Consider the following 21,090-nt stretch of genomic DNA (forward strand, 5'->3'; position numbering starts at 1 on the left):
AGTTAGATTTTTGTGGTCATTTTTTTTAGTAGTCTCTTCAGCAACGAGAATAGCAATGGTAAGGTTGTAATTATAATTAGACTTAAAAATATAATTCCGTAATTGTTTTTTACCCAAGGGATCTCACCAACAAAATAACCTGTCAAGAGAAATATTGTAATCCAGGCCACAGCTCCCGTAATGGTGTTTTTCATAAAGCTATGGCGCTCCATGCGAACAATCCCAGCTAAAAATGGGATATAGGTACGGACTATGGGAAAAAACCGCCCGATGATAATGGCTCGTCCCCCATGTTTGGCATAAAATTCTTCCGCCTTTGGAACATGGGCCATTAGATAGTTTTTAATGAGGTAATTGTTGCTCTGCTTTAGTCCTGCACCCATGGTCATACCCACATAGAAGTTGATGGTATTTCCTACTATTGCGGCGGTAATGAGCAAAACCAATAATACCCACACATTCATTTCTGTAGAGGCAGCAACCACTCCGGCAGAAAATAGCAATCCGTCTCCTGGTAAAAAAGGAAAAACGATCAGCCCCGTCTCCAGCATAATAATTAAAAAAAGGATAAAGTAGGCCTTATAAATATTATCGGCCACTAGGGAGATGAGGGCATCATCCGTATGAAGGATGAAATCTATGAGTTGATCCATGAAATGATAAATTGCACCAGGGAAAAGTACAAAATAGCTGTACTTCATAAGAAAAAGTCAGATATATTTTTTGATGAACTTTTTAATAGCCTATTGCAGCTCCGTCTGGACTTGAAGAGTCAGAAGCTCCAATCATGATATTATTTTTTGCGTCTAGTTGAATTCCCATTAGGGAACCCAATGAATTTACTGGGACTAAGGTATGGTTCATGTCTTCTAGGGCCTTTCGGGTATCTGGCGATAGAAGCGTACGTTCATATTCAATTTGATCGGGCAACCACTGGTGATGAATTTTCATAGCTTCGATCGCCTTATCTACCTGCATATCGTAGGCTAGTACATTCAGCACCGTCTGAAAAACGGTATTGATAATGGTCCTTCCTCCAGGGCTTCCAATAATTAGATAGGGTTTCCCATCTTTGGCCACAATGGTAGGAGTCATGCTGGAAAGCATTCTCTTTTCGGGCTGAATTAGGTTGGGATCTGTTCCAATTTGACCCGAACTTGTAGTAAAACCGGGTTGAGGATTAAAGTCGCCCATTTCATTATTAAAAATAAAACCTAGCTTCTTGGCACCCATTCCTGAACCATATGAATGTTCTAAGGTGTAGGTTAGGGATACAGCGTTACCCTCTTTATCCATCACAGAAAAGTGAGTGGTGCTGCTGCCATCGTACATCTGCCCAAATTTGGTTGTATCACTTATGGAGGCTTTTGTCATATCAATATTTTCAAAACGGGTTTTGGCAAATGATTTGGAAGTCAGTTTATCCAATGGTGTGTCTAAATTAAAATCAGAATCTCCTAAATGTTCTGCTCTATCAGCAAAGGCTCTTCGCATGGCTTCCGCAATCAAATGCACGTATGCCGCAGAATTGAATTCTATGGAATCCAGATTGGCCAATTCCATTAGATTCATCATTTCTATGAGTGCCACGCCTCCTGAACTTGGTGGAGGCATGGAATAGATATCGTAACCTTTAAAATTCCCTTTAATCGGTTTCCTTTCAATGGCTGTGTAGCGTTCAAGATCTTTCAATGTGATCAGACCTCCATTTTCTTTAATAAACCGGACAATCTCTTTGGCAACAACCCCTTTGTAAAAACCATCTTGACCATGATCTCGGATTTCCGTTAAGGTATTGGCCAGCTCAGGTTGTTTCCACAATTCTCCAAACTGTGTGGGTTCACCATTGGCATTTTTAAAGTAATTTTTCAGAAAAGGAACAGGGGAGTTGGTTTCAAAAAATGTGGCCGCGTTAAAAAGGTCCCAGGTAAGCGGGAAACCATTTTCGGCTATATCAATAGCGGGCTGAATCAAATTTTCCCAAGGCAGGCTCCCATATTTTTGATGCGCAAGATACAGTCCGGCCACTGTTCCAGGTACTCCCACTGATTTAGCACCAATGTGATTGACATTGGACTCCATTCCGTAGAGGTTCATTCCTTTTGCAAGATTCCCAGCATCATCTAGAAACATATTTGGTGATGCCTTTATTGGTGCTTTTTCCCTAAAGTCAATGGTGGTAGTTGTTCCTGAAGTATTCATAAATACCAAAAAACCTCCACCTCCAATATTCCCCGCTGATGGATGGGTGACGGCTAAGGCAAATGCCGTTGCTATAGAAGCATCAATTGCATTTCCACCTTTTTTTAGAATATCTACCCCAACCTGGGAAGCTATTTTGCTACTTGAAGCTACCATGCCGTTTCTGGCATAAACCTGACCAAACATGTAATGTCCATGGATGAAAACTACAAGGAGAACTATAAAAAAGGGTGCTTTGTATTTCATAATTAGTATTTCTAACGTTTGTATGAAGTTACTGTGTAAATCTTTAGGCAATTGATAATCAGATAGCAAGATAGAGCATATGACCTCATTCTATTAGATAGAAATCTATGATTTTGTGCGAAGTTATTAACAGAGGGGGCAGGGGAATTGTGGATGTAATATACTTGTGAACTGCTCCCGTGGTAGCTTTAGCGTATCAGTCGTACTTAGGAACGGACAGGCCAAAATACTCATTGATAGTGGTCCCGCTTAATCTTCCCACTTCCAGTCAATTTAATTCATCTCGTCAGAATAGTTCAGCCTATTGGATTGGTCCATTTTATAATTTTCATAGGTCTCCTTAACACATTAATTTGTTTTCGGTTTCCATTTCCAAAAAAATCACTGTTGGTTTAAATTCAGCAATTCTTTGAACCAATTATTTTAAATCAGTCATTTCTTTAGGGTCTTTTAAATCTATCATGGCGGAATTGGCATCCGTAGTCAGACTTAAATAAGCAGTACCAAAATTCAGGACTTTAATTTTTGATTCTTCATCTGATTTTGCCTGTCCTAATACAGAGAATGAAAATTGAATAAAAAAGTAGGGTTCAAAGGGATTGTTTTATTTTCATAAAAAGGAGAGTGGATACTTACAATGACTAAAAGAATATATTTTATAAGAATTCTTCAAACTAGAAAGAGCGTCTTCCATAAGGTTGATAAAACCTGATAAAATATGAATTATTCTTTAACAGGAAGCTGATATACTTCTTTGTCAGCACTATTAATTAAAAGTACTGCGCCAACAGTAGCTAACGTTAATCCTCCAGCCAATCTAAGAACAGAGGTCTTTTTTCTTTTGGCCTTATCAATTTTCGATTTAGGCAATTCCATAATATTTTCAGTGATTTCAACAAAAATGCTATTTTCATTAACGCGCTGACATCTTGTTTCGAATCTTTGTCCGTTCAAAAGAGTTAATTCATAAGTTTTTCCCGTTTTTATTTCAGATATACTTACAGGTTGGTAGATTTGACAGCTTTGCATTAAAAGTATAAAAAGCACTAGTATATTTAATTTTTTCATAAAAATGAGGTCTAGGTTACATGAGTATGGAATACACCATATAATGAAATACAATCTTTTTTGCCTTATTAATAAGAAACCAATATAGAGAATATCTCATCATCTTTTAAGATAACATTCTATAATTTTAGAAGGAATTATCAACTCGCTAGGATAAAGATAGCAGATGACTATTTCTAGTTGACAACACTTTAAAGGTTACAATAAGATCAGTCGTGCTTAGGAACGGGCAGGTCAAAATACTCATTGGTAGTGGCGTCCAAGGTTTGGGAGAGCTTCAAAAAATTTTCCGTAGTGGGTTTGAGGCCCACATATTTATCTATAATAGTGCGGTATTTGTATATGATAAAGGTATTTTCCACCTTGGGATCCAATTTGTTGAGGTGTATCTCACTGCCCTTATCCAAAAAGGAAGGTACAAACGTAAGTGCCAAATGTTCCAAATTCAATTCCTTGCCCACCTGTTCCAATTCCTTGATTCTTTTTTCTTTGGTATACCCTTGGTCATTTCCATAGACAAAATAGGCTTTTAGATATTTACTTCTATTACGGCTTTCCTGTTCCAAATAGGTCAACCAATTTTTGATGTCCTCCCAATTGGGATTGTTGCCCACGAAGTAGATAATACCGTGGTAACGCCCGTACTTGCAAACGGGACAGGTTTTGGTACCTTTATCTGGGCCCCAGGCATGGTATGGGGCAAAAGAGGGCTGATCTTCCCCAATTTCCAGTCCAGATTGCTGGGCCGAAGCCGGTTTTTCTGGATAATTAGGGATGTTCAACCCCAAGACAATATTGTGTTCGGCAATCTGAAGGTCATCGGAAATCAGGACCCTAAGCTTTCCACTACCACCCCTATTTTCAGGCGGATTCTTTTTCCAGGCAGGAAGCAGCAAAGGATCATCGTCAAAAACAAATTCGTCTATATAGTATTCATCGGGGATATTGGGTTCTTTGATGGCCATATGGATATGGGCGGGCATTACCGCTTTAGGGTAGGGCGCTGGCCTAATGGTATATATGGCATAATGTCCCTTGTCATCGGTTTTTACCCAGCCCCTTAAGTGTCCATGTCTTCTCGCTTTGGGCTCCATTCCCTCAACAGGGGAGTAGTATCCTTCGGCATCCGTTTGCCAGTAATAGATGATCACATTGGGGGCCGGTATTTTACCGCCAAGTTTATAAACAGTACCTGTAATAAGTAATTTTTGCCCTTTTTCGGTCCATCCGGCGCTGGTATCAACCGCAGCGATATTTTTCGGCATCCCAACGTACATCAGCTCACAACCATCGCAACCCCCGCCTACGACTGCTTGACTTTGGTTTGGGGAGGATACAGGTGCTTTTTTTTGGGGCTGCCCATTGCAACTGCAAAGCATGGCAAGGAATGTAAAGAGAATATAAAATGGTGCCGAATTTTTCATAGATGGAGGTTTTGGTTCACAGTACTGCCACTAAATGAGAAAAACATACCCTCTAAATTACGGAATTTGTAGATTATCCCTGTCCTTCCACAAATTGCTTAAATGCCTTTAGATATTTCATGGTTTGCTTTTTAAAGGCCCAGGGCATCAAAAATGCAAAATATTTCATCATGCCCTTGAATTCAAATTCCTGTTCAGAAATGTATCTGGTTTTTGTATCTGAGATTTTCTCGAATTTGTTTTTTACAATATTAAAGACGCCGTCGGCTTCATAGGTACCACTAAATTCTTGGGGTAGTTTGCGTACAGTGATCGTCTCTATCATCTCTATATCGCGCTTTCCCATTTTATAAACTAACTTGGATCTCGCCCCAACCTCTCCGGGGGAACCACTCAGATTTTCAAAACTCTGAAGGCCTTCCATCCATTCCTTTAAATTGTCTGGATTGTCAAAAAGTGCAATGACCTTATCAATTGGCCTATCTATGTCTATGGAAATGGTATATTTCATAAGTTCTATAGGGTTAAATTGCTTCTTTTTCTGTGGAGTCCCAAAGCTAATTTTCCGCCAAACCATGCCATGGGAATATACGCGCCCACCAGATCCAGGACAATAAACCAAGAAGGGGCGGGCAGTAGAAAGCTATTTATGATACCGCCCAACATAAAGGCAGCACCAATCCCAAAAGCATACCTCATTTTGTAGGTGGCGGCAATCAGTGCCGCCAATAAGGCGCCGGCAAATGTGCCCAGCGCATGGGCCAGGAACGGGAAAATAAAATTTTTGGCCTCAAAGAGGTGCATGGAAGCTCTTAGACCTTCCATAGTAGTGACATCTGCACCCTCGGGCGGTGGGATAACATCGCCTCCGGACATAATGAGCCCCATGTTTACAACACTACCTATAACGAGCCCTAAAAGGACTGCTAGTACATTTCTGATGGCTTTTTTCATAAGGAGAAGTTTTTGGTTTATCGGTTGGTACTTTTGTGTTATAAGGGTAGCACCACTATAAAGGTAGTACCTTTGCCGGGAATACTGGTAAATTCTATACTGCCTTTTAATAGTTCTACGTATTGAAAAACAATATTGAGGCCAAGCCCTGTGCCTGCAATATGGGTAGAATTGCTACCTCTAAAATATTTGCTGAAAATCTTCTTTTGGTCCACAAAAGGAATTCCTATCCCCGAATCCACAATAGACAGGACCATATTATGTTCTTGCAGTTGCGTTTTTATTTGAATTTCTCCTTCGGAATATTTAATGGCATTTGATAGCAGGTTTATAAATATGCCCCCGTATAGGTTTACATCAATATTGATTTCGGTAGAACCTTGATGAGTATAGTTTAAATTTTGTCCCTTTTTGGTTATGGCGCTAATTTCCGTAAGAAGGGCATTAGTAAGTTTCTTGATATCGGTAGTTATTTTTTGGGTATTGACCTTACCGCCTTCAATTTTTCCTATGGTAAGAAGGTCATCCAAGATTTGTACAAGATTGATTACTGCAGACCGTATCTTATCTAATTGCAACTGTATATGTTCTAGTTTTCCCTTTTGTATATATTTCTCAATAAGGGTGGCAGAAAGGCCGATGATGGTCAATGGGGTACGGAACTCATGGGAGGTAATAGAGACAAAATTTGATTTTAACTCGCTAATTTTCTTTTCCCTTTCCAAGGAATTAATTAGTTCGGCAGTGCGTTCCTTAACCTTTTCTTCCAAGGACAAATTCAAGGCCTGTAGTTTGTTTTCTGCAAGTTTTAAGGTAGATATATCTTGTATGGTCCCTTTCAAACTGTACATCTTAGCGGCTTTTTTAAAATCAGGCTGACAGATAATGACAACCGTTTTATTTGCTCCATTTGGGAGATTCAGCTTTACGTTCAATTGAAATGGTATTCCCTTCTGGGTTGCTTTTGAAAGGGCCTTATCAAGTTCCATCCATTCATGGGAAGAAATTAATTTTTTAACATGGTTAAAGGTAGGATCCTTGAGATGGGATTCGAGACCAAAAATACGGTACATCTCTTTGGACCAATGAAAGCGTTTGGTTTTGGGTTCATATTCCCAACTACCAACCATGGATAAGCGTTGGGCTTCATGTAATTTTGTCTCGATTTCTTTTGTCTTTTCATTCACCTTCAAGAGTTTATCAAAGGCTTTTTGTTGTTCAGTAGTATCTTGTACTGTGCCGATCATACGGACCAGGTTACCCTTGGAATCCTTGAAACACCTACCTCTGGTAATAACAGAAATAACCGAGTTGTCTTTTTTAACAATTCTATTTTCCAAATAGAATGTTGTTTTATTATTAACCGCCTCCTCCAGGGCCTTAACATAAAATTCTTTGTCTTTTTCATGGACGTGATGTAGTGCGAGTTGATAGGAGGGGACTGCTTCATTGGGTTCCAATCCCAACATTTGGTACATCATATCTGACCACTCTACGGTGTTGGTCACAAGATCCCAATTCCAACTTCCGATATTGGAAAGTTGTTGGGTATGATTCAACATATGTTTATAGTAGCCAACTTGCAAATGGTATGATTCCGCAGCATCTAGCTGTGCTTCTAGCTCCTTTATCCTATGCTCTAGTGAATCTATAGTTGGTTTAATTTCCATTTATATCTTTACAATTAATTATTGGGGTCTCGATGTTCTTCATGTCACTTCTTTTTGGGTGAAATGTGAATTGAACGGAAATTTTGTATGGCGGAGGTACTTAAAGATATAAAATATTCTCTATATATGCTTATATGAGTAAATTATCTCTTACAGCGGACAAGATTCACCCAAATAATTGAAGAGGAGATTACATATTCAATTGCCACATGCTATGAAATAGTGGCGTAGATTATTAATATCCCAAATAGGAGGGATAGGGGAGATATGATTCGGATAACCGTTGGGTTTAAAATCGCTGCACATTTTAATGCGTACTGATGGTGCAACCTTCTGGGAACAAAATAGAGTACAAGGGAAGTGGCCAACATAAACCATCCCAAGACAAGGAATAGCATAGGGTAGTTGGAAAAATCGGCATAAAGGACCAAAGCAGCTGCCGGGACCATCCGAAGGGTTATTTCCATATAATTGATGAGGGGGGTACTGCCAGCTTTGCTAATAGTTGCCCTGGCCTTAGTAGGGTATAGGAGCATAAGAAATGCAACTCCAATGAGGAATATTCCAAATAAAATAAGGATCCATTTAGAAAGAAACACCATAGTCCTATGCTTAGGTTCCCTCAATATAGTCAAAAATGAATCAAGCATAAACAGCTAAAGATTACGTTAGCTCATTTTTGGGCATAAAAAAAGCCTATCAATCGATAGGCCTTATTTCTAGAAAAGAAATGAAGTTAGTCAATAACTTTTACGTTAACCGCGTTCAATCCTTTTTTTCCTTGCTCCAATTCAAATTCAACTTCGTCACCCTCACGGATTTCGTCGATCAAACCTGATACGTGTACAAAATGTTCTTTGTTAGATCCTTCTTCAGTTATGAAGCCAAATCCTTTTGCATCGTTGAAAAATTTTACTGTTCCTGTACTCATTATAAAAATTAATTAATTACTAAATAGTTGACAAAGATCGTATTAATAAATTAGATTTCTCTGATTTAAATCATATGATTTTGTTTTTATGCGCTTTTTTTCGATTTTCTATATAAATATGAATTGAAAATGTTCCTCTTGGCAAAACGCATTTGCTTGTCAGAGTTGATCATCTTCACATAAATATTCTTTGTCACCCCAAAAAATTCGTACGTATTGCCGTCCAAAAAGGTGATTTCCATTAACAAGCCTTTATGCGTAAAATCCGCAATTCCAGATTCATTGGTGGTTATCTTGTATTCTTCTAAATTGGCTTCCTTGGTTTCTGGTGCAATACTCACCAAAAAATGGTATCCATCTATGATTTTTTGACTCTTTACCTGAGCCTCTTCAAACAAGGCATCTTCCTTCTGGAATTTATCCGGGTGCCATTCTTTTACTAAATTTCTATAGGTTGTTTTTAGCTGTTTTAGGTCTATATCCTTATCAACGTTGAACAATTTCCTGTATTCATTAATACGCTTCATGCATTCTCCTTTTATTAATCCCAATCAGGCCTCTATAAATAATTGGTTATGAGTGGAATACCGACAATTTTTTTTTTAACTGGGCGCAAAGCTACTCCTAATTATTGATCTGACCTATTGCGATTGGAAGATTTATTTTTTGTAGATAATTTAAACCTTTAATAGGTGCTTTGTGGATATGCATTTTGCATATTTGAAGACATCACATATTTACAAATTCCAGGCCTGCATTGGGAAATTGGCGTAAATCGTGCTCCGTTTCGTTCAGGAGGATACCGTGTTCCAAGTAAGCCTTTAGGTTGGCCAGCCAAAAAGTCCAACCATTGCTACACCCAAAATGGATTTGCATTTTGCTCTTTTCGTCCGTGGGAATGTTGTATTGCTTCAGGGTGACCAATATACTAGAGCCCTTTTCGTGCAGTGTTATGGCTACACGGCAATCTCCGGCAAAGCTTATTTCCAAAAAATCCTTGCCGTTAGCATTCAGAACGGTCCCTTTTTCCTGTCCGTCCCAATTGTGCCATTCCCAGGTATACGTATCCCCTTGTTGAATGAAGTCGGACGCGTTTCTCACTTTAGCATCCTTTCCAAGGTATTCTGCACTTTTCAAGAACCAGGACATGATGCCCGCAGTAGTGGCCCAGCACCAGTATATTTTTTCCAAGGGAGCCTTGATATATATTTTCTTGGTAAAGGAATCAAAGGTCAGTAGTTCCATAGGTTCCGTTTTTTATGGATAATTGCAGCTGGTAGAGCTCCCTGCCCAATTCGGCGAGAAAAGGGATGCCCACCGATTCATACTCGTATTGGTCATCATTAAAGATGCCATCCTCGTTCACCAAAATAGTGGCCGTGATCAAAAATTCAATGTCGTTTTTTGTATCTTTAAGATACGCACAATCTGTTAAGGCACCATAGGCATATCCCACTTTATTGTAAATTTTCAGGGTCTTCGGGATTGGCTCTTTTGTATCACCGTACATAAAGAATTTTCCATAGCTGTCATAAAATTCCCTTGTGTTATAGCCCACTTCTCTTGGGAGAGCACTCATGGCCTTCAAAAGCCGCTGTCGTTGTTCCTTGTTAATATGGAACTGCTCTTTTTTTGAAAATAATTCCGGAAACATAATACGTTTCAGTACAGCGTGCTGGGCTTCAATAGGGTAATAGTTTTTAAGGCCAAAATCAAAGGGTTCCATTACAAGTTCACCATCATGATAATATCCCTTTCCTTTTTTGATACTGTTCAGGGATAACGGTCTTGGGGCTTTGTTGTAGGATCGCGTCCTATTCATGAGGGTGCTGTCATTCAAATACACTACAAGTGGCCTGGTAGTGGTTCGGTCCGCATTTTCTGTTGATAAACGGTGGGAGATACGAATAGGTACAATGCCCTTATTTTCCAATCGGTTGTTGATCTCATCCGTGCCCAAAAACTCGAATAACCGGTTATAGGCATCGTTATCGCTAGCCGCGAATATTTTGATGATTTCCTCGGCAAAAGTGGTCGTGATGGTATCCCCTTCCACAAAAAAACGGGTATCCATGGTAAGGGTGTCGTTCTCGTTCAGTTTTTCCAAGGCCAGGACAGCAATGGGCAACTTGACGGTACTGGCAGGATAAAAATAATTTTCCGCATTAACCTGAAAATCATGGTCATCTAAAATAACACTATCATTTCTTCTGGTTACCGCAGTAAAAAGGACCTGTACTTCGTACTTCGAAATGCTGTCCATTACCCTTTTTATATTCAGATGGTTGGATTGGAGGACATAGGCCAAAGGATCCACTGGAGGAGAAGGAGTATCTTCCTTGCAGCTGAAGGTCGTTAAAAGGATCCAAAAGGCAAAGAGGTATTTGTGGCTCAAAGCGATAGGTTTAAATTTTAAAGGCACCGTTGCTAGTGGGGACTAGTCTTCATAAACTTCCCCCCTATGTGGTTTTAAGGCATCACGGACCTGTATCATTTTGGATTCGTCTACCACCAAAAAGGCAATACTGTGCATTTCGCTATACGTCTTGTAACCGGTGATGCCCAAATCCAATTTCTCGGCAATGATATAATCCGTTAAGTGTACCTCGTGGTGTTCTGCTGTTTTAGCGGCAGTGGGACCTCTAAAGTCCCAAATCAATTTAATTCTTCGGTTGCTCATGGGTATTAAGGAACTAGGTCCCAAATGTTTTTTTCTGTTGGCAATGGCTTAGTGTTTCTAAACATTTGTTAAAAATAGTTGATTTTTAGCAGAAAATCAGAACTTGCACAGCGATGGTTATTTGTTACTTTTGCAGGATGTTTTTTATAACACGACATTTCATTAAACTTTTCACCCTGATTTTAGCGGTTGCGATTCTTTTATTAGGAGCCTCATGCGAGGGGATCTGGAAAAAAAAGAAGGATAATGGGGCTATTGCCCGTGTTGGGGAAGTGTATCTTTATCAGGAGGATATCGCACCACTTATTACGGATAACATGTCTAAAGAGGACAGTGCTTCCTTTGTTTCCAATTATATAAATATTTGGGCATCCAAGCAATTGTTGCTCTCAAAATCAAAAATCAACTTACCGGTAGATAAATTGGCGGAATTTGATAAACTGGTAGACGATTACAGAATAGATCTATACACCAGGGCATACAAAGAAGCTTTGGTACAACAGGCGCTGGATACTATTGTAAATGAAGAAGAGCTGTTCGCATTCTATGAGAACGAAAAGGAGAATTTTAAGTTGAGAGAGAAACTCATGATGATCCGTTTTGTGGAAATTCCTCCACAGTTTATGAAAAAGGACGCCCTAGCAGAAAAAATAAGACGATTCAATAAAAGAGATCAAGCTTATCTCGACTCAATTAGTGTGCAGTTTAGAAAACTAAACCTGAATGATTCTGTATGGGTAAAGGTGTCCAGGATCGTTAAGGAAATTAATCCCTTAAACCTTGAAAATGAGGAGCAGTATTTAAAAAAATCACAATTTTTTGAAATACAGGATTCATTAGGGGTATATTTGGGCAAGGTAATTGATGTGCTTGAGGTGAATGATACTGCGCCACTATCCTTCATAAGACCTTCAATTAGGCAGGTGCTGATGAATAGAAGAAGGTTGGATTATATGCGAAAGCTGGAAACCGAGATTATTGATGAGGCCGTAAAAGAAAAAGAATTTGAGATATATGTACAAGATGAATAGGATGATCACATTTTTAACCGCTTTACTAGTTACAGTAATGGGGTATGCACAGGAAAACGATAAAATGCCCGATACGCAGGTAGAACCACAAGATATTACAGTGGAAGCCAATGTAGGGTACAAAAAAGATACCGTAAACAATTTCAAAAGGGTAAAATTGGACGGGGTAGCCGCTGTGGTTGGCGATTATGTTATTTTGGAATCGGATATAGAGAAAACCTTGATCGATCTTCGTAGTCAAGGGGCCTCAACGGAAGATATAACACGTTGCGGATTGTTGGGAAAATTAATGGAAGACCGTTTATATGCCCACCAGGCTGTACAGGATAGTATTTTGGTTTCCGATGATGAGGTGAATGCCACCAGTGAGAGGCAGTTGCAATCTCTTGTCTCGCAGGTAGGTTCCATAGAAAAAGTTTTGAAGTTCTACCGTAAGGATGATGAAGAGAGTTTTAGGGATGAGCTTTTTAAGATCAACAAATTGAGGATGTTGTCCGAGAAAATGCAGCAGAAAATTGTTGGTGAGATAGAGATTACCCCTGAAGAAGTACGCCAGTTCTTTAATAAGATTCCGGCAGAAGAGCGTCCAGTATTTGGTGCTGAATTGGAAATTGCGCAAATAGTAAAGGAACCTAAGGCTCCAGAAGTGGAAAAGCAGAAGGTGATTGATAAGTTGAGAGGTATTAAGGCCGATGTGGAGGACAATGGCGCTAGTTTTAGTGTAAAGGCCATTCTGTACTCCCAAGATCCAGGATCAAAATCCAAAGGAGGTTTTTACAGCATGACGAGACAGACAGGATTTGTAAAAGAATTCAAGGATGTAGCCTTTAGTTTGAGGGAAGGGGAGATATCCGAACCTTTTGAAACTATATTTGGTTATCATATTATCTATATAGAAAAAATAAGGGGACAGGAAGTAGATTTGAGGCATATATTGATTGCCCCGGAAATCCCTCAGCAAGCTATGGATGCTGCCAAGGTGGAATTGGATAGTATTCGTCAAAACGTAATTGATGGGAAATATTCGTTTGCCGAGGCCGCCCAGAATTTCTCTGATGAAAAAGAAACCAAATTTGATGGAGGTCTTTTGAGGAACCCTACCAATTTTGATTCTCGTTTTGAATTGACCAAAATGGACCCTACCCTGTACAACCAAGTACGTAACCTAAAGGATAATGAAATTTCCCAGCCTATTTTAGAGGAGGATCCAAGGGGAGGAGCCCCAAAATACAAGATCATGAAGATTACCAATAGGTATGATGAGCATGAGGCAAACTTTGCCAAAGATTATTTAAAGATCCAGGAGTTGGCACTTCGTGATAAGCAGTTTAAAGCTATTGAAAAGTGGATGGCCGAGCATATAGACGAAACCTATATCAGTGTAAACAAGGACAACAAAGGATGCGATTTTGCGAATAACTGGGTAAAGGAGTAAATGCATGTCAGACGTTGCGTCCATCAATAGGTTAGTAGAAAAACACAAAGCACTAAAGCAAGAAATTGCTAAGGTCATCATTGGCCAGGATGAGGTGGTCAACCAAATACTATTGTCCGTCTATACTGGTGGACATTCCCTTTTGATAGGGGTGCCAGGACTCGCAAAGACTTTAATGGTTCATACCATTGCCCAAACACTGGGTCTCGATTTTAAGAGGATTCAGTTTACGCCAGACCTAATGCCCAGTGATATTCTGGGAAGTGAGATATTGGACCAAAACCGTAATTTTAAGTTCATCAAGGGCCCGATATTTTCCAATATCATCCTAGCCGATGAAATTAACCGTACGCCACCCAAAACACAGGCGGCCCTTTTGGAGGCCATGCAGGAAAGATCGGTTACCATTGCCGGGAACCAATATAAATTGGCAGAGCCTTACTTCGTTCTTGCCACTCAGAACCCTATTGAGCAGGAAGGTACCTATCCTTTGCCAGAAGCGCAATTGGACAGGTTCATGTTCGCCATAGAATTACAATATCCGTCCATAGAGGAAGAGATTGAAGTAGTTAAAACTACGACCTCTGACCATACAGCAACTTTAAATGCTTTGTTCAGTGCCCAAGAGATCGTGGAAGTGCAACATTTGATCCGCAGGATTCCAGTTCCTGATAATGTGGTGGAATATGCAGTGCGACTGGTGAACAGCACCAGACCTAATTTGCCGACAGCATCTGATTTTGTAAAACAATATATCGACTGGGGAGCCGGCCCAAGGGCATCCCAAAATCTTATTTTGGCTGCTAAGGCCCATGCCGCTGTTAATGGTAAATTCTCTCCAGATATAGAGGATGTAAAAGCCATAGCTTGGGGCATACTGAGACACAGAATCATCAAAAACTACAAGGCAGAGGCCGAAGGGATCTCCGAAGATGATATAATTCTGCGTTTGCTTTAATCCAAATACGCTTAATTCAATCGTTATCGTAAGCGAATATGCTTATTTCTTTCTAAAAAATTAACAAATTCATTTTTTTGTGAACCTTTCATTGATTTTTCAATGAAAATGATATGAATCGTGCTCTTAAAATTTCGTTTGCCTATTCTATTTTATTATTTTTGTTGAATTGCAATAACCTAAACACAAAACAATATAATGGCATTTGACATCGATATGATCAAGGGATTGTATTCCAATATGGCCGAGCGCGTTGATAAAGCACGTGAGATCGTTGGAAGACCACTGACCCTTTCGGAGAAAATTTTATATTCCCATTTATGGGATGGAAATCCTACAAAGGAATTTAAAAGGGGCAAGGACTACGTTGACTTTGCACCTGATCGTATAGCATGTCAGGATGCGACCGCTCAAATGGCCTTGTTGCAGTTTATGCAAGCAGGTAAGCCTAAGGTTGCGGTTCCTACCACGGTGCACTGTGATCACCTGATCCAGGCGAAAAGTGGAGCAGCGGCCGATTTAAAGGTTGCCAATAGCACAAGTGCCGAGGTATTCGATTTCTTGGAATCGGTATCTAATAAATATGGAATTGGATTTTGGAAGCCTGGAGCTGGAATTATCCACCAGGTTGTATTGGAAAATTACGCCTTCCCAGGTGGAATGATGATCGGTACAGATTCCCACACGGTAAACGCTGGTGGATTGGGAATGGTTGCCATTGGAGTTGGTGGTGCTGATGCCGTTGATGTAATGGCCGGAATGGCTTGGGAATTGAAGTTTCCAAAACTGATAGGAGTAAAATTGACCGGTAATATTTCTGGTTGGACCTCCTCTAAGGATGTTATCCTAAAAGTAGCGGGAATCCTTACCGTAAAAGGGGGAACTGGAGCTATAATAGAATATTTTGGAGAGGGTGCCAAAAACCTTTCTTGTACTGGAAAAGGAACCATTTGTAACATGGGTGCAGAAGTAGGGGCGACAACATCTACATTTGGATACGACGAATCTATGGAGCGTTACCTTAGAGCTACGGACAGAAGCGATATAGCCGATGCTGCCAATGCTGTAAAGGAACATCTAACAGCTGATCCAGAAGTATACGCCAATCCAGAAAAATATTTTGATGAGTTGATTGAGATCAACCTAGATGAACTTAGACCTCACTTAAACGGTCCGTTTACACCGGATTTGGCCACACCAGTGGGTGAATTGGGAGTGAAGGCCAGAGAAAATGGATGGCCTATCAAGGTAGATTGGGGATTGATCGGTTCTTGTACCAACTCTTCTTATGAAGATTTGACCCGTGCCGCCTCTATTGCCAAACAAGCCGTAGATAAAAAAATAAAAGCAAAATCAGATTTTGGAATTAACCCAGGTTCTGAGCAAATTAGGTTTACCGCCGAAAGGGATGGCCTATTGCAGATCTTTGAAAACCTCGGAGCTACTGTATTTACCAATGCCTGTGGTCCATGTATCGGACAGTGGGACAGAAGCGACCTTAAAGGGGATGAGAAGAATACCATTGTACACTCCTTTAACAGGAATTTCTCCAAAAGGGCCGATGGAAATCCAAATACACATGCCTTTGTAGGATCTCCAGAAATGGTAGCTGCAATTGCAATTTCAGGACGTTTGGACTTTAATCCAATGACCGATACCCTTTTGAACGAGAATGGGGAAGAGGTGAAATTGGACGAACCGTTGGGAATAGAACTTCCACCGTTAGGATTTGATGTAGAGGATGCAGGATACTTGGCACCTGATGAAGATGGATCAAGTGTTGTGGTAAAGGTTGACCCAAAATCAGAGCGATTACAATTGTTGGAGCCTTTTACCCCTCTTACACCAGAAAGCTTACAAGGCGTAAAATTATTGATCAAAGCTTTTGGAAAATGTACTACGGACCATATCTCAATGGCAGGTCCATGGCTGCGTTACAGAGGACACTTGGACAATATTGCGAACAACACCTTGATCGGTGCTGTAAACGCATATAATAAGAAGACCAATTTTGTAAAGAATCAGCTTACCGGAGAGTATGTTGGAGTGCCAGATGCACAAAGAGCTTATAAGGCAGCAGGTATTAAGACCATTGTTGTGGGTGACCATAACTATGGCGAGGGTTCTTCAAGGGAACATGCGGCCATGCAACCAAGACATTTGGGAGTGGCAGCCGTATTGGTAAAATCTTTTGCACGTATCCATGAAACAAACCTTAAAAAACAAGGGATGTTGGGGTTAACGTTTGCCAATGAGGCCGATTACGATCTTATTCAGGAGGATGATACTTTCAATTTTTTGGACATAGCAGAATTCGCACCGGACAAGCAATTGACGCTAGAAATAGTCCATAAAGATGGCAGTAAGGACACCATTAAAGTAAACCATACCTATAACCAATCGCAAATAGATTGGTTCAATGAAGGTTCCGCATTAAATGTGATAAAAAGGGAAAATGCTTCCTAAATTCATTTTTAAATAGTTCATAAAAACTCCTGATTATCATCAGGAGTTTTTTAGTTTTGATGGGAAATAAATTCACACATGAAAATTACTAAAAAGACCTTTCTTAATATATTGCTCATTGCCTTTATTGTATCGTTTTTTGTAACACCTGTTGGGTATTATGGGAAGGTTTTATTGAATAAAATATTTTCTTTTAGTCCCAATGTGACCGAAGTATCTGATCGGGAACGTATAACGGATTATGATTGGCGGCTGAAAGATGAAAACTGGAACTTTTTTAACTTCAAAAAATCCAAGGGGAATGTGGTCCTTATCAATCTATGGGCCTCATGGAAATTACCTTGTGTTGCAGAATTGGCCAGTATCCAGGATCTTTATGATCAGTATAAGGATAAAATGGATTTTTATATCATTACCAATGAAGAACGGGAACCCGTAGAAGCCTTTATGGAAGAACACGATTTTACCTTTCCTGTGACCTATTTGATCATTGGAGAGAAGATGCCGATCAGTGATGAAGTAGTTCCTTCATCCTATTTATTGGATAAATCCGGTAATATTGTGATCCATAAGGAAGGGATTGCAGACTGGGACAATAGTAAGGTAAGAGATATCCTGGACGAACTGATAAAGGAATAGCAATGGCATATAAAATAGGCAAAAAGCAATGGATAAACGCTGCCTTTATCTTGGCAGTCATCCTTATGTTGTTTACGCCTATTGGTTTTAAAATCAAGGTCATGGCGAGTAGATTGCTTTCCAGTAGTGCAGCAATGATGAAAGCGGAGCTACAAGTGCCCTTGGATTCCTATAAGTGGGAATTGAAAGATACCGACATGGGGTCTTTTAATTTTGAAACCCAAAAAGGCAAGGTAGTTCTCGTTAATTTTTGGGCCACATGGTGTGCACCATGCATTGCAGAAATGCCCAGTATGCAAAACCTTTATAACGATTATGGGGATAAGGTTACCTTTATGTTCGTCACCAATGAGAATGAGCAAAAGGTATTGGATTTTCTGAAACAAAAAAATTATGATCTTCCTGTGTATTTTCCACAGGCAAAAGAACCAAAGGTACTAAGCTCCAAAGTACTACCAACAACCTATATCATCAATAAGGAGGGAAAATTAATTGTTGCTGAAACTGGAGCTGCCGATTGGAATAGTACAGCCACTAGAAAATTATTGGATTCACTATTGGAGGAATAGCCTTATGTCTCAGATCACGACCTTAACATTTTTTAGATATCGCGGCATATGGCAGAAGCTATGGGCTTTTGGCATGATGCAATTTGGTCATGCACCCATGTCCAAGATAGCCGGCCTGCAATTCTATAAATTGATGGGCAGTGGTAAAGCAGGTTTTAACCCCTTGCCAGATTGGTCGGTATACGCCGTCCTACAAATTTGGGAAAATGAAACATCCGCAGATCTGTTTTTTAACACTTCCCCTCTTATCCAACGATTCAAGAATCACAGTGAAGAAAGTTGGACCCTCTACTTAAAAAATTTCGCAGCCAAAGGGGAGTGGTCGGGGAAAAATCCTTTTCAAAAAAATAGCAGACTAGATCCAGGGAATCCATTCATTGCCGTTATCACAAGGGCGACCATCAAGAAAAGACTATTGTACAGGTTCTGGAAGTACGTGCCCACTTCACAAGCCTCCCTGGAGGGGAATACAGGGCTTCTCTTCACCAAAGGCATAGGAGAGGTGCCAATCACCCAAATGGCCACGTTTAGCGTGTGGAAGAACAAAGAATCTCTTATGGAATACGCTTATGGAAGTAAGGAGCATCAAAGTGCCATAAAACAGACCAGACAATTACAATGGTATAAGGAAGAATTGTTTTCGCGTTTTCAGCCCTATCGTTCTTTGGGTACCTGGAATGGTAAACAGCAGTTGCCCGAACTATCCAAAAAATAGAAAGAAGTACCCAAAAAAGACCAGTTGGGCTACGTACAAATGCAGGGAGAATTTAAGGTTCCCTTCCTGTTTTAAAAAATGTAATATAATTTGAAAGATTGCCGCTAAGGCAAACCAGGTGGTGTAATTTTCTAAAGGTGCAGCTCCGCCTTCAAACGTCCAAAAGTCGAAAATAGGAGCACTGTGTTCCATAAAAAAATCGAGCAAAACCATCAATGCGGCAGCAAGTACAATTTTTACTGGAGCTTTGGAGGTTATTTTAGTAGCTAGCGTTGCACAGATAAAAGTGAGGATACCCCAATAGATGCCTATTAAATAAGGAACCCCATCCAATTTGGGACCAAAATTACTGCCGTAGCTGTATGTTCCAAAAAGAGCTCCGTAATTTACGCCCAGCCATTCAGCAAACATTCCTCCTGTAAAAAATAATGCGAAGGCCCCAATTTTCTTGGCAGTGTCCATAGGGTAGACCCAAATAAATAAAAGTAGGCTAATGGAAAGGTTTAAGGTGGTTTTGGATACAAACCATTCTTGGTACCCTATGGTGATTCCTATAAGAGCGGCAATATGGAATAACCATACAACCCCTATGGCCACAGTAGTTTTATTTGTAATGATCTTGTCCCGCATATATTAAAATTTTGGCACCAAATCCCCTACTATTTTTGCGGATAATAAACACAAGGGAATTCCGCCACCGGGATGAACGGACCCTCCGCAGAAATATAGGTTTTTTATGGAGTTGCTAAAATTTGGATGCCGTAGAAAAGCAGCAAATTTACTATTGCTGGCAGCCCCGTACAAAGCGCCCCTGTAGGAGCTAGTGTCCCGCTCTATTCCTATGGGGTCCAAAATATGTTCTGTGGTGATCAGCCCCTCAAGATCTACACCTAGGATGCTATTGATTTTTGAAACAATCCATTCTCGGGCTTCGGTTTTTAATTGTTCCCAATCCTGCCCATAGTTTCCTGGAACATTGATCATGACAAACCAATTTTCATGTCCGGCCGGAGCGTCACCTTGCTCTTCCTTACTGGTGATGTTAATATAGATGGTAGGATCATTGTATATGGACCTATCGTTAAAGATAGCGCTAAATTCCTCCTTATAATTTTCGCTAAAAAGTATGTTATGTAGATCCAGTTCTGGAAACTCCCGGGAGATTCCCCAGTAGAAAATAAGTGCCGAACTGGAACGTTCTTGTTCCAAGACCTTGATGGGATGGGGTTGATCATGGAGCAAATTTTTATAGGTGGGGAATATGTCCATATTGGAGACGGTGATATCGGCCATATAATCTCGTTTATCCGATACTGCTCCCACAGCTTTTTTGTCTTCCACCTTAATGTGCTGAACTCTTTCGTTAAACTTAAAAACAACCCCTTGCCTAACGGCCAATTCGTAAAGACTCCTGCTTATTTGGACCATACCTCCCTTGGGAAAGAACGTGCCATAGTGCATTTCTAAATGTGGGATCATAGACATGATACCAGGGGTCTGATAGGGAGACGATCCATTATAGGTGGCGAACCTATTGAATAATTGCACCAATTTTGGACTTTGAAAAGTCTTTTTATTAACGGTGTTCAAGGTACTGTCCACGTCCAATTTCCTGATCTGCAATATGGCTTTGATAGTATCGCTAGAGAGGTACGTATTCACTTTATGCAGGGATTTCTCTAAAAAGAGGGAAGCCGTTAGGTCATACTTTTTTGCGTTTCCCGTGATATAACTTTTCAGCTGGGCCTCACTTTCCCCAAATGTTTTGGCAGCTTCTTTGATAAAGACAGCGCTGTTCCCATTTGCTGAAAAAGTAGTGCCATCTTCCCAAAAATAATTACAGATAACCTTTTTTTTTGAATATTGAAAAAAGGACTGCGGGTCCACTTCAAAGAGTTGAAATAATTCATCCACCAGGTGTGGCATGGTAAAAAGAGAAGGTCCTAGATCGAATCGGTAGCCATTAACAACCTTGGTATGCAATTTTCCGCCAGGATAGCTGTTGGCTTCCAATACGGTAACCTCATAGCCCATTTTTTTCAAACGCAGGGCGGTAGCTATACCTCCAATTCCTGCACCGATTACTATGGCGTTGGGCATTC

The 21,090-nt window shown here is 40.2% G+C and carries 22 protein-coding genes; 7 read left to right on the plus strand and 15 right to left on the minus strand.

Going from position 1 to position 21,090, the window contains the following annotated elements; all coding sequences use genetic code 11:
* Positions 1-2 precede the first annotated feature (2 nt).
* From SB49_RS01340 to SB49_RS01400, 13 genes are all read right to left on the minus strand, one after another.
* Positions 3-653 (minus strand): VTT domain-containing protein, encoded by a 651-nt coding sequence (locus tag SB49_RS01340; protein ID WP_162254199.1) that lies wholly within the window; start codon positions 651-653, stop codon positions 3-5.
* Between the two features lie 82 nt (positions 654-735).
* Positions 736-2,448: a gamma-glutamyltransferase gene (gene ggt / locus SB49_RS01345; protein WP_062053143.1), complete on the minus strand. Its 1,713-nt coding sequence runs from the start codon at positions 2,446-2,448 to the stop codon at positions 736-738.
* A gap of 723 nt (positions 2,449-3,171) precedes the next feature.
* Positions 3,172-3,516: a hypothetical protein gene (locus SB49_RS01350; protein ID WP_062053145.1), complete on the minus strand. Its 345-nt coding sequence runs from the start codon at positions 3,514-3,516 to the stop codon at positions 3,172-3,174.
* A gap of 209 nt (positions 3,517-3,725) precedes the next feature.
* Positions 3,726-4,940 carry a dioxygenase family protein gene (locus SB49_RS01355; RefSeq protein ID WP_062053146.1) on the minus strand — a complete coding sequence of 405 codons (1,215 nt, stop codon included), beginning with the start codon at positions 4,938-4,940 and terminating at the stop codon, positions 3,726-3,728.
* Positions 4,941-5,013: 73 nt separating this feature from the next.
* Positions 5,014-5,451: an SRPBCC family protein gene (locus SB49_RS01360; protein WP_062053148.1), complete on the minus strand. Its 438-nt coding sequence runs from the start codon at positions 5,449-5,451 to the stop codon at positions 5,014-5,016.
* 5 nt (positions 5,452-5,456) lie between these two features.
* Entirely contained in the window at positions 5,457-5,894 is a 438-nt protein-coding gene (locus SB49_RS01365; protein WP_062053150.1) for a hypothetical protein, read from the minus strand.
* 38 nt (positions 5,895-5,932) lie between these two features.
* The gene (locus SB49_RS01370) at positions 5,933-7,564 is read right to left on the minus strand and encodes a sensor histidine kinase (protein ID WP_062053152.1); all 1,632 of its coding nucleotides are present in this window, start codon (positions 7,562-7,564) and stop codon (positions 5,933-5,935) included.
* Between the two features lie 212 nt (positions 7,565-7,776).
* Positions 7,777-8,166, minus strand: a complete 390-nt coding sequence (locus tag SB49_RS01375; RefSeq protein ID WP_062058730.1) for a hypothetical protein — start codon at positions 8,164-8,166, stop codon at positions 7,777-7,779.
* 134 nt (positions 8,167-8,300) lie between these two features.
* Entirely contained in the window at positions 8,301-8,495 is a 195-nt protein-coding gene (locus tag SB49_RS01380; protein ID WP_062053153.1) for a cold-shock protein, read from the minus strand.
* 86 nt (positions 8,496-8,581) lie between these two features.
* Complete coding sequence (locus SB49_RS01385; RefSeq protein WP_062053155.1) at positions 8,582-9,022, minus strand: J domain-containing protein; 441 nt, start codon at positions 9,020-9,022, stop codon at positions 8,582-8,584.
* Between the two features lie 202 nt (positions 9,023-9,224).
* Positions 9,225-9,740: an SRPBCC family protein gene (locus SB49_RS01390; RefSeq protein ID WP_062053158.1), complete on the minus strand. Its 516-nt coding sequence runs from the start codon at positions 9,738-9,740 to the stop codon at positions 9,225-9,227.
* Positions 9,721-10,890 (minus strand): serine hydrolase, encoded by a 1,170-nt coding sequence (locus tag SB49_RS01395; protein WP_335337884.1) that lies wholly within the window; start codon positions 10,888-10,890, stop codon positions 9,721-9,723. The genes SB49_RS01390 and SB49_RS01395 overlap by 20 nt, the downstream gene beginning before the upstream one ends.
* Before the next feature lie 42 nt (positions 10,891-10,932).
* The gene (locus SB49_RS01400; RefSeq protein ID WP_062053160.1) at positions 10,933-11,175 is read right to left on the minus strand and encodes a hypothetical protein; all 243 of its coding nucleotides are present in this window, start codon (positions 11,173-11,175) and stop codon (positions 10,933-10,935) included.
* Between the two features lie 137 nt (positions 11,176-11,312).
* Between SB49_RS01400 and SB49_RS01405 the strand changes: the two genes are divergently transcribed.
* The 7 genes from SB49_RS01405 (at position 11,313) to SB49_RS01435 (ending at position 18,988) form a co-directional block, all read left to right on the plus strand.
* Positions 11,313-12,206 carry a hypothetical protein gene (locus SB49_RS01405; RefSeq protein ID WP_062053162.1) on the plus strand — a complete coding sequence of 298 codons (894 nt, stop codon included), beginning with the start codon at positions 11,313-11,315 and terminating at the stop codon, positions 12,204-12,206.
* Positions 12,199-13,641 carry a foldase protein PrsA gene (locus SB49_RS01410; RefSeq protein ID WP_442983584.1) on the plus strand — a complete coding sequence of 481 codons (1,443 nt, stop codon included), beginning with the start codon at positions 12,199-12,201 and terminating at the stop codon, positions 13,639-13,641. The genes SB49_RS01405 and SB49_RS01410 overlap by 8 nt, the downstream gene beginning before the upstream one ends.
* A gap of 4 nt (positions 13,642-13,645) precedes the next feature.
* On the plus strand, positions 13,646-14,599 hold the full coding sequence (locus SB49_RS01415) for an AAA family ATPase (RefSeq protein WP_062053166.1): 954 nt from the start codon (positions 13,646-13,648) through the stop codon (positions 14,597-14,599).
* Between the two features lie 198 nt (positions 14,600-14,797).
* Positions 14,798-17,065 carry an aconitate hydratase gene (locus tag SB49_RS01420; protein WP_062053168.1) on the plus strand — a complete coding sequence of 756 codons (2,268 nt, stop codon included), beginning with the start codon at positions 14,798-14,800 and terminating at the stop codon, positions 17,063-17,065.
* Positions 17,066-17,143: 78 nt separating this feature from the next.
* Positions 17,144-17,704: a TlpA family protein disulfide reductase gene (locus SB49_RS01425; RefSeq protein ID WP_062053170.1), complete on the plus strand. Its 561-nt coding sequence runs from the start codon at positions 17,144-17,146 to the stop codon at positions 17,702-17,704.
* Between the two features lie 2 nt (positions 17,705-17,706).
* Positions 17,707-18,273: a TlpA family protein disulfide reductase gene (locus tag SB49_RS01430; RefSeq protein ID WP_062053172.1), complete on the plus strand. Its 567-nt coding sequence runs from the start codon at positions 17,707-17,709 to the stop codon at positions 18,271-18,273.
* Positions 18,274-18,277: 4 nt separating this feature from the next.
* Entirely contained in the window at positions 18,278-18,988 is a 711-nt protein-coding gene (locus SB49_RS01435) for a hypothetical protein (protein WP_062053174.1), read from the plus strand.
* On the opposite strand, the gene SB49_RS01440 is transcribed toward SB49_RS01435, so the two are convergent.
* Entirely contained in the window at positions 18,974-19,618 is a 645-nt protein-coding gene (locus SB49_RS01440) for a carotenoid biosynthesis protein (RefSeq protein WP_062053176.1), read from the minus strand. The genes SB49_RS01435 and SB49_RS01440 overlap by 15 nt on opposite strands.
* 3 nt (positions 19,619-19,621) lie before the next feature.
* A complete protein-coding gene (crtD, locus tag SB49_RS01445) occupies positions 19,622-21,088 on the minus strand; it encodes a 1-hydroxycarotenoid 3,4-desaturase CrtD (RefSeq protein WP_062053178.1) in 1,467 nt (488 codons plus the stop codon).
* Positions 21,089-21,090 lie beyond the last annotated feature (2 nt).

This window comes from Sediminicola sp. YIK13 (genome assembly GCF_001430825.1).
Lineage (GTDB): Bacteria > Bacteroidota > Bacteroidia > Flavobacteriales > Flavobacteriaceae > Sediminicola.

Coding starts and splice junctions, on each gene's coding strand:
- SB49_RS01385 (WP_062053155.1), bottom strand. CDS start 9,022: ATGAAGCGTATTAATGAATACAGGAAATTGTTCAACGTTGATAAGGAT.
- SB49_RS01350 (WP_062053145.1), bottom strand. CDS start 3,516: ATGAAAAAATTAAATATACTAGTGCTTTTTATACTTTTAATGCAAAGC.
- SB49_RS01355 (WP_062053146.1), bottom strand. CDS start 4,940: ATGAAAAATTCGGCACCATTTTATATTCTCTTTACATTCCTTGCCATG.
- SB49_RS01410 (WP_442983584.1), top strand. CDS start 12,199: ATGAATAGGATGATCACATTTTTAACCGCTTTACTAGTTACAGTAATG.
- SB49_RS01425 (WP_062053170.1), top strand. CDS start 17,144: ATGAAAATTACTAAAAAGACCTTTCTTAATATATTGCTCATTGCCTTT.
- SB49_RS01390 (WP_062053158.1), bottom strand. CDS start 9,740: ATGGAACTACTGACCTTTGATTCCTTTACCAAGAAAATATATATCAAG.
- SB49_RS01370 (WP_062053152.1), bottom strand. CDS start 7,564: ATGGAAATTAAACCAACTATAGATTCACTAGAGCATAGGATAAAGGAG.
- SB49_RS01430 (WP_062053172.1), top strand. CDS start 17,707: ATGGCATATAAAATAGGCAAAAAGCAATGGATAAACGCTGCCTTTATC.
- SB49_RS01365 (WP_062053150.1), bottom strand. CDS start 5,894: ATGAAAAAAGCCATCAGAAATGTACTAGCAGTCCTTTTAGGGCTCGTT.
- SB49_RS01405 (WP_062053162.1), top strand. CDS start 11,313: ATGTTTTTTATAACACGACATTTCATTAAACTTTTCACCCTGATTTTA.
- SB49_RS01435 (WP_062053174.1), top strand. CDS start 18,278: ATGTCTCAGATCACGACCTTAACATTTTTTAGATATCGCGGCATATGG.
- SB49_RS01375 (WP_062058730.1), bottom strand. CDS start 8,166: ATGGTGTTTCTTTCTAAATGGATCCTTATTTTATTTGGAATATTCCTC.
- SB49_RS01415 (WP_062053166.1), top strand. CDS start 13,646: ATGTCAGACGTTGCGTCCATCAATAGGTTAGTAGAAAAACACAAAGCA.
- SB49_RS01420 (WP_062053168.1), top strand. CDS start 14,798: ATGGCATTTGACATCGATATGATCAAGGGATTGTATTCCAATATGGCC.
- SB49_RS01360 (WP_062053148.1), bottom strand. CDS start 5,451: ATGAAATATACCATTTCCATAGACATAGATAGGCCAATTGATAAGGTC.
- SB49_RS01440 (WP_062053176.1), bottom strand. CDS start 19,618: ATGCGGGACAAGATCATTACAAATAAAACTACTGTGGCCATAGGGGTT.
- SB49_RS01400 (WP_062053160.1), bottom strand. CDS start 11,175: ATGAGCAACCGAAGAATTAAATTGATTTGGGACTTTAGAGGTCCCACT.
- ggt (WP_062053143.1), bottom strand. CDS start 2,448: ATGAAATACAAAGCACCCTTTTTTATAGTTCTCCTTGTAGTTTTCATC.
- SB49_RS01380 (WP_062053153.1), bottom strand. CDS start 8,495: ATGAGTACAGGAACAGTAAAATTTTTCAACGATGCAAAAGGATTTGGC.
- SB49_RS01340 (WP_162254199.1), bottom strand. CDS start 653: ATGGATCAACTCATAGATTTCATCCTTCATACGGATGATGCCCTCATC.
- crtD (WP_062053178.1), bottom strand. CDS start 21,088: ATGCCCAACGCCATAGTAATCGGTGCAGGAATTGGAGGTATAGCTACC.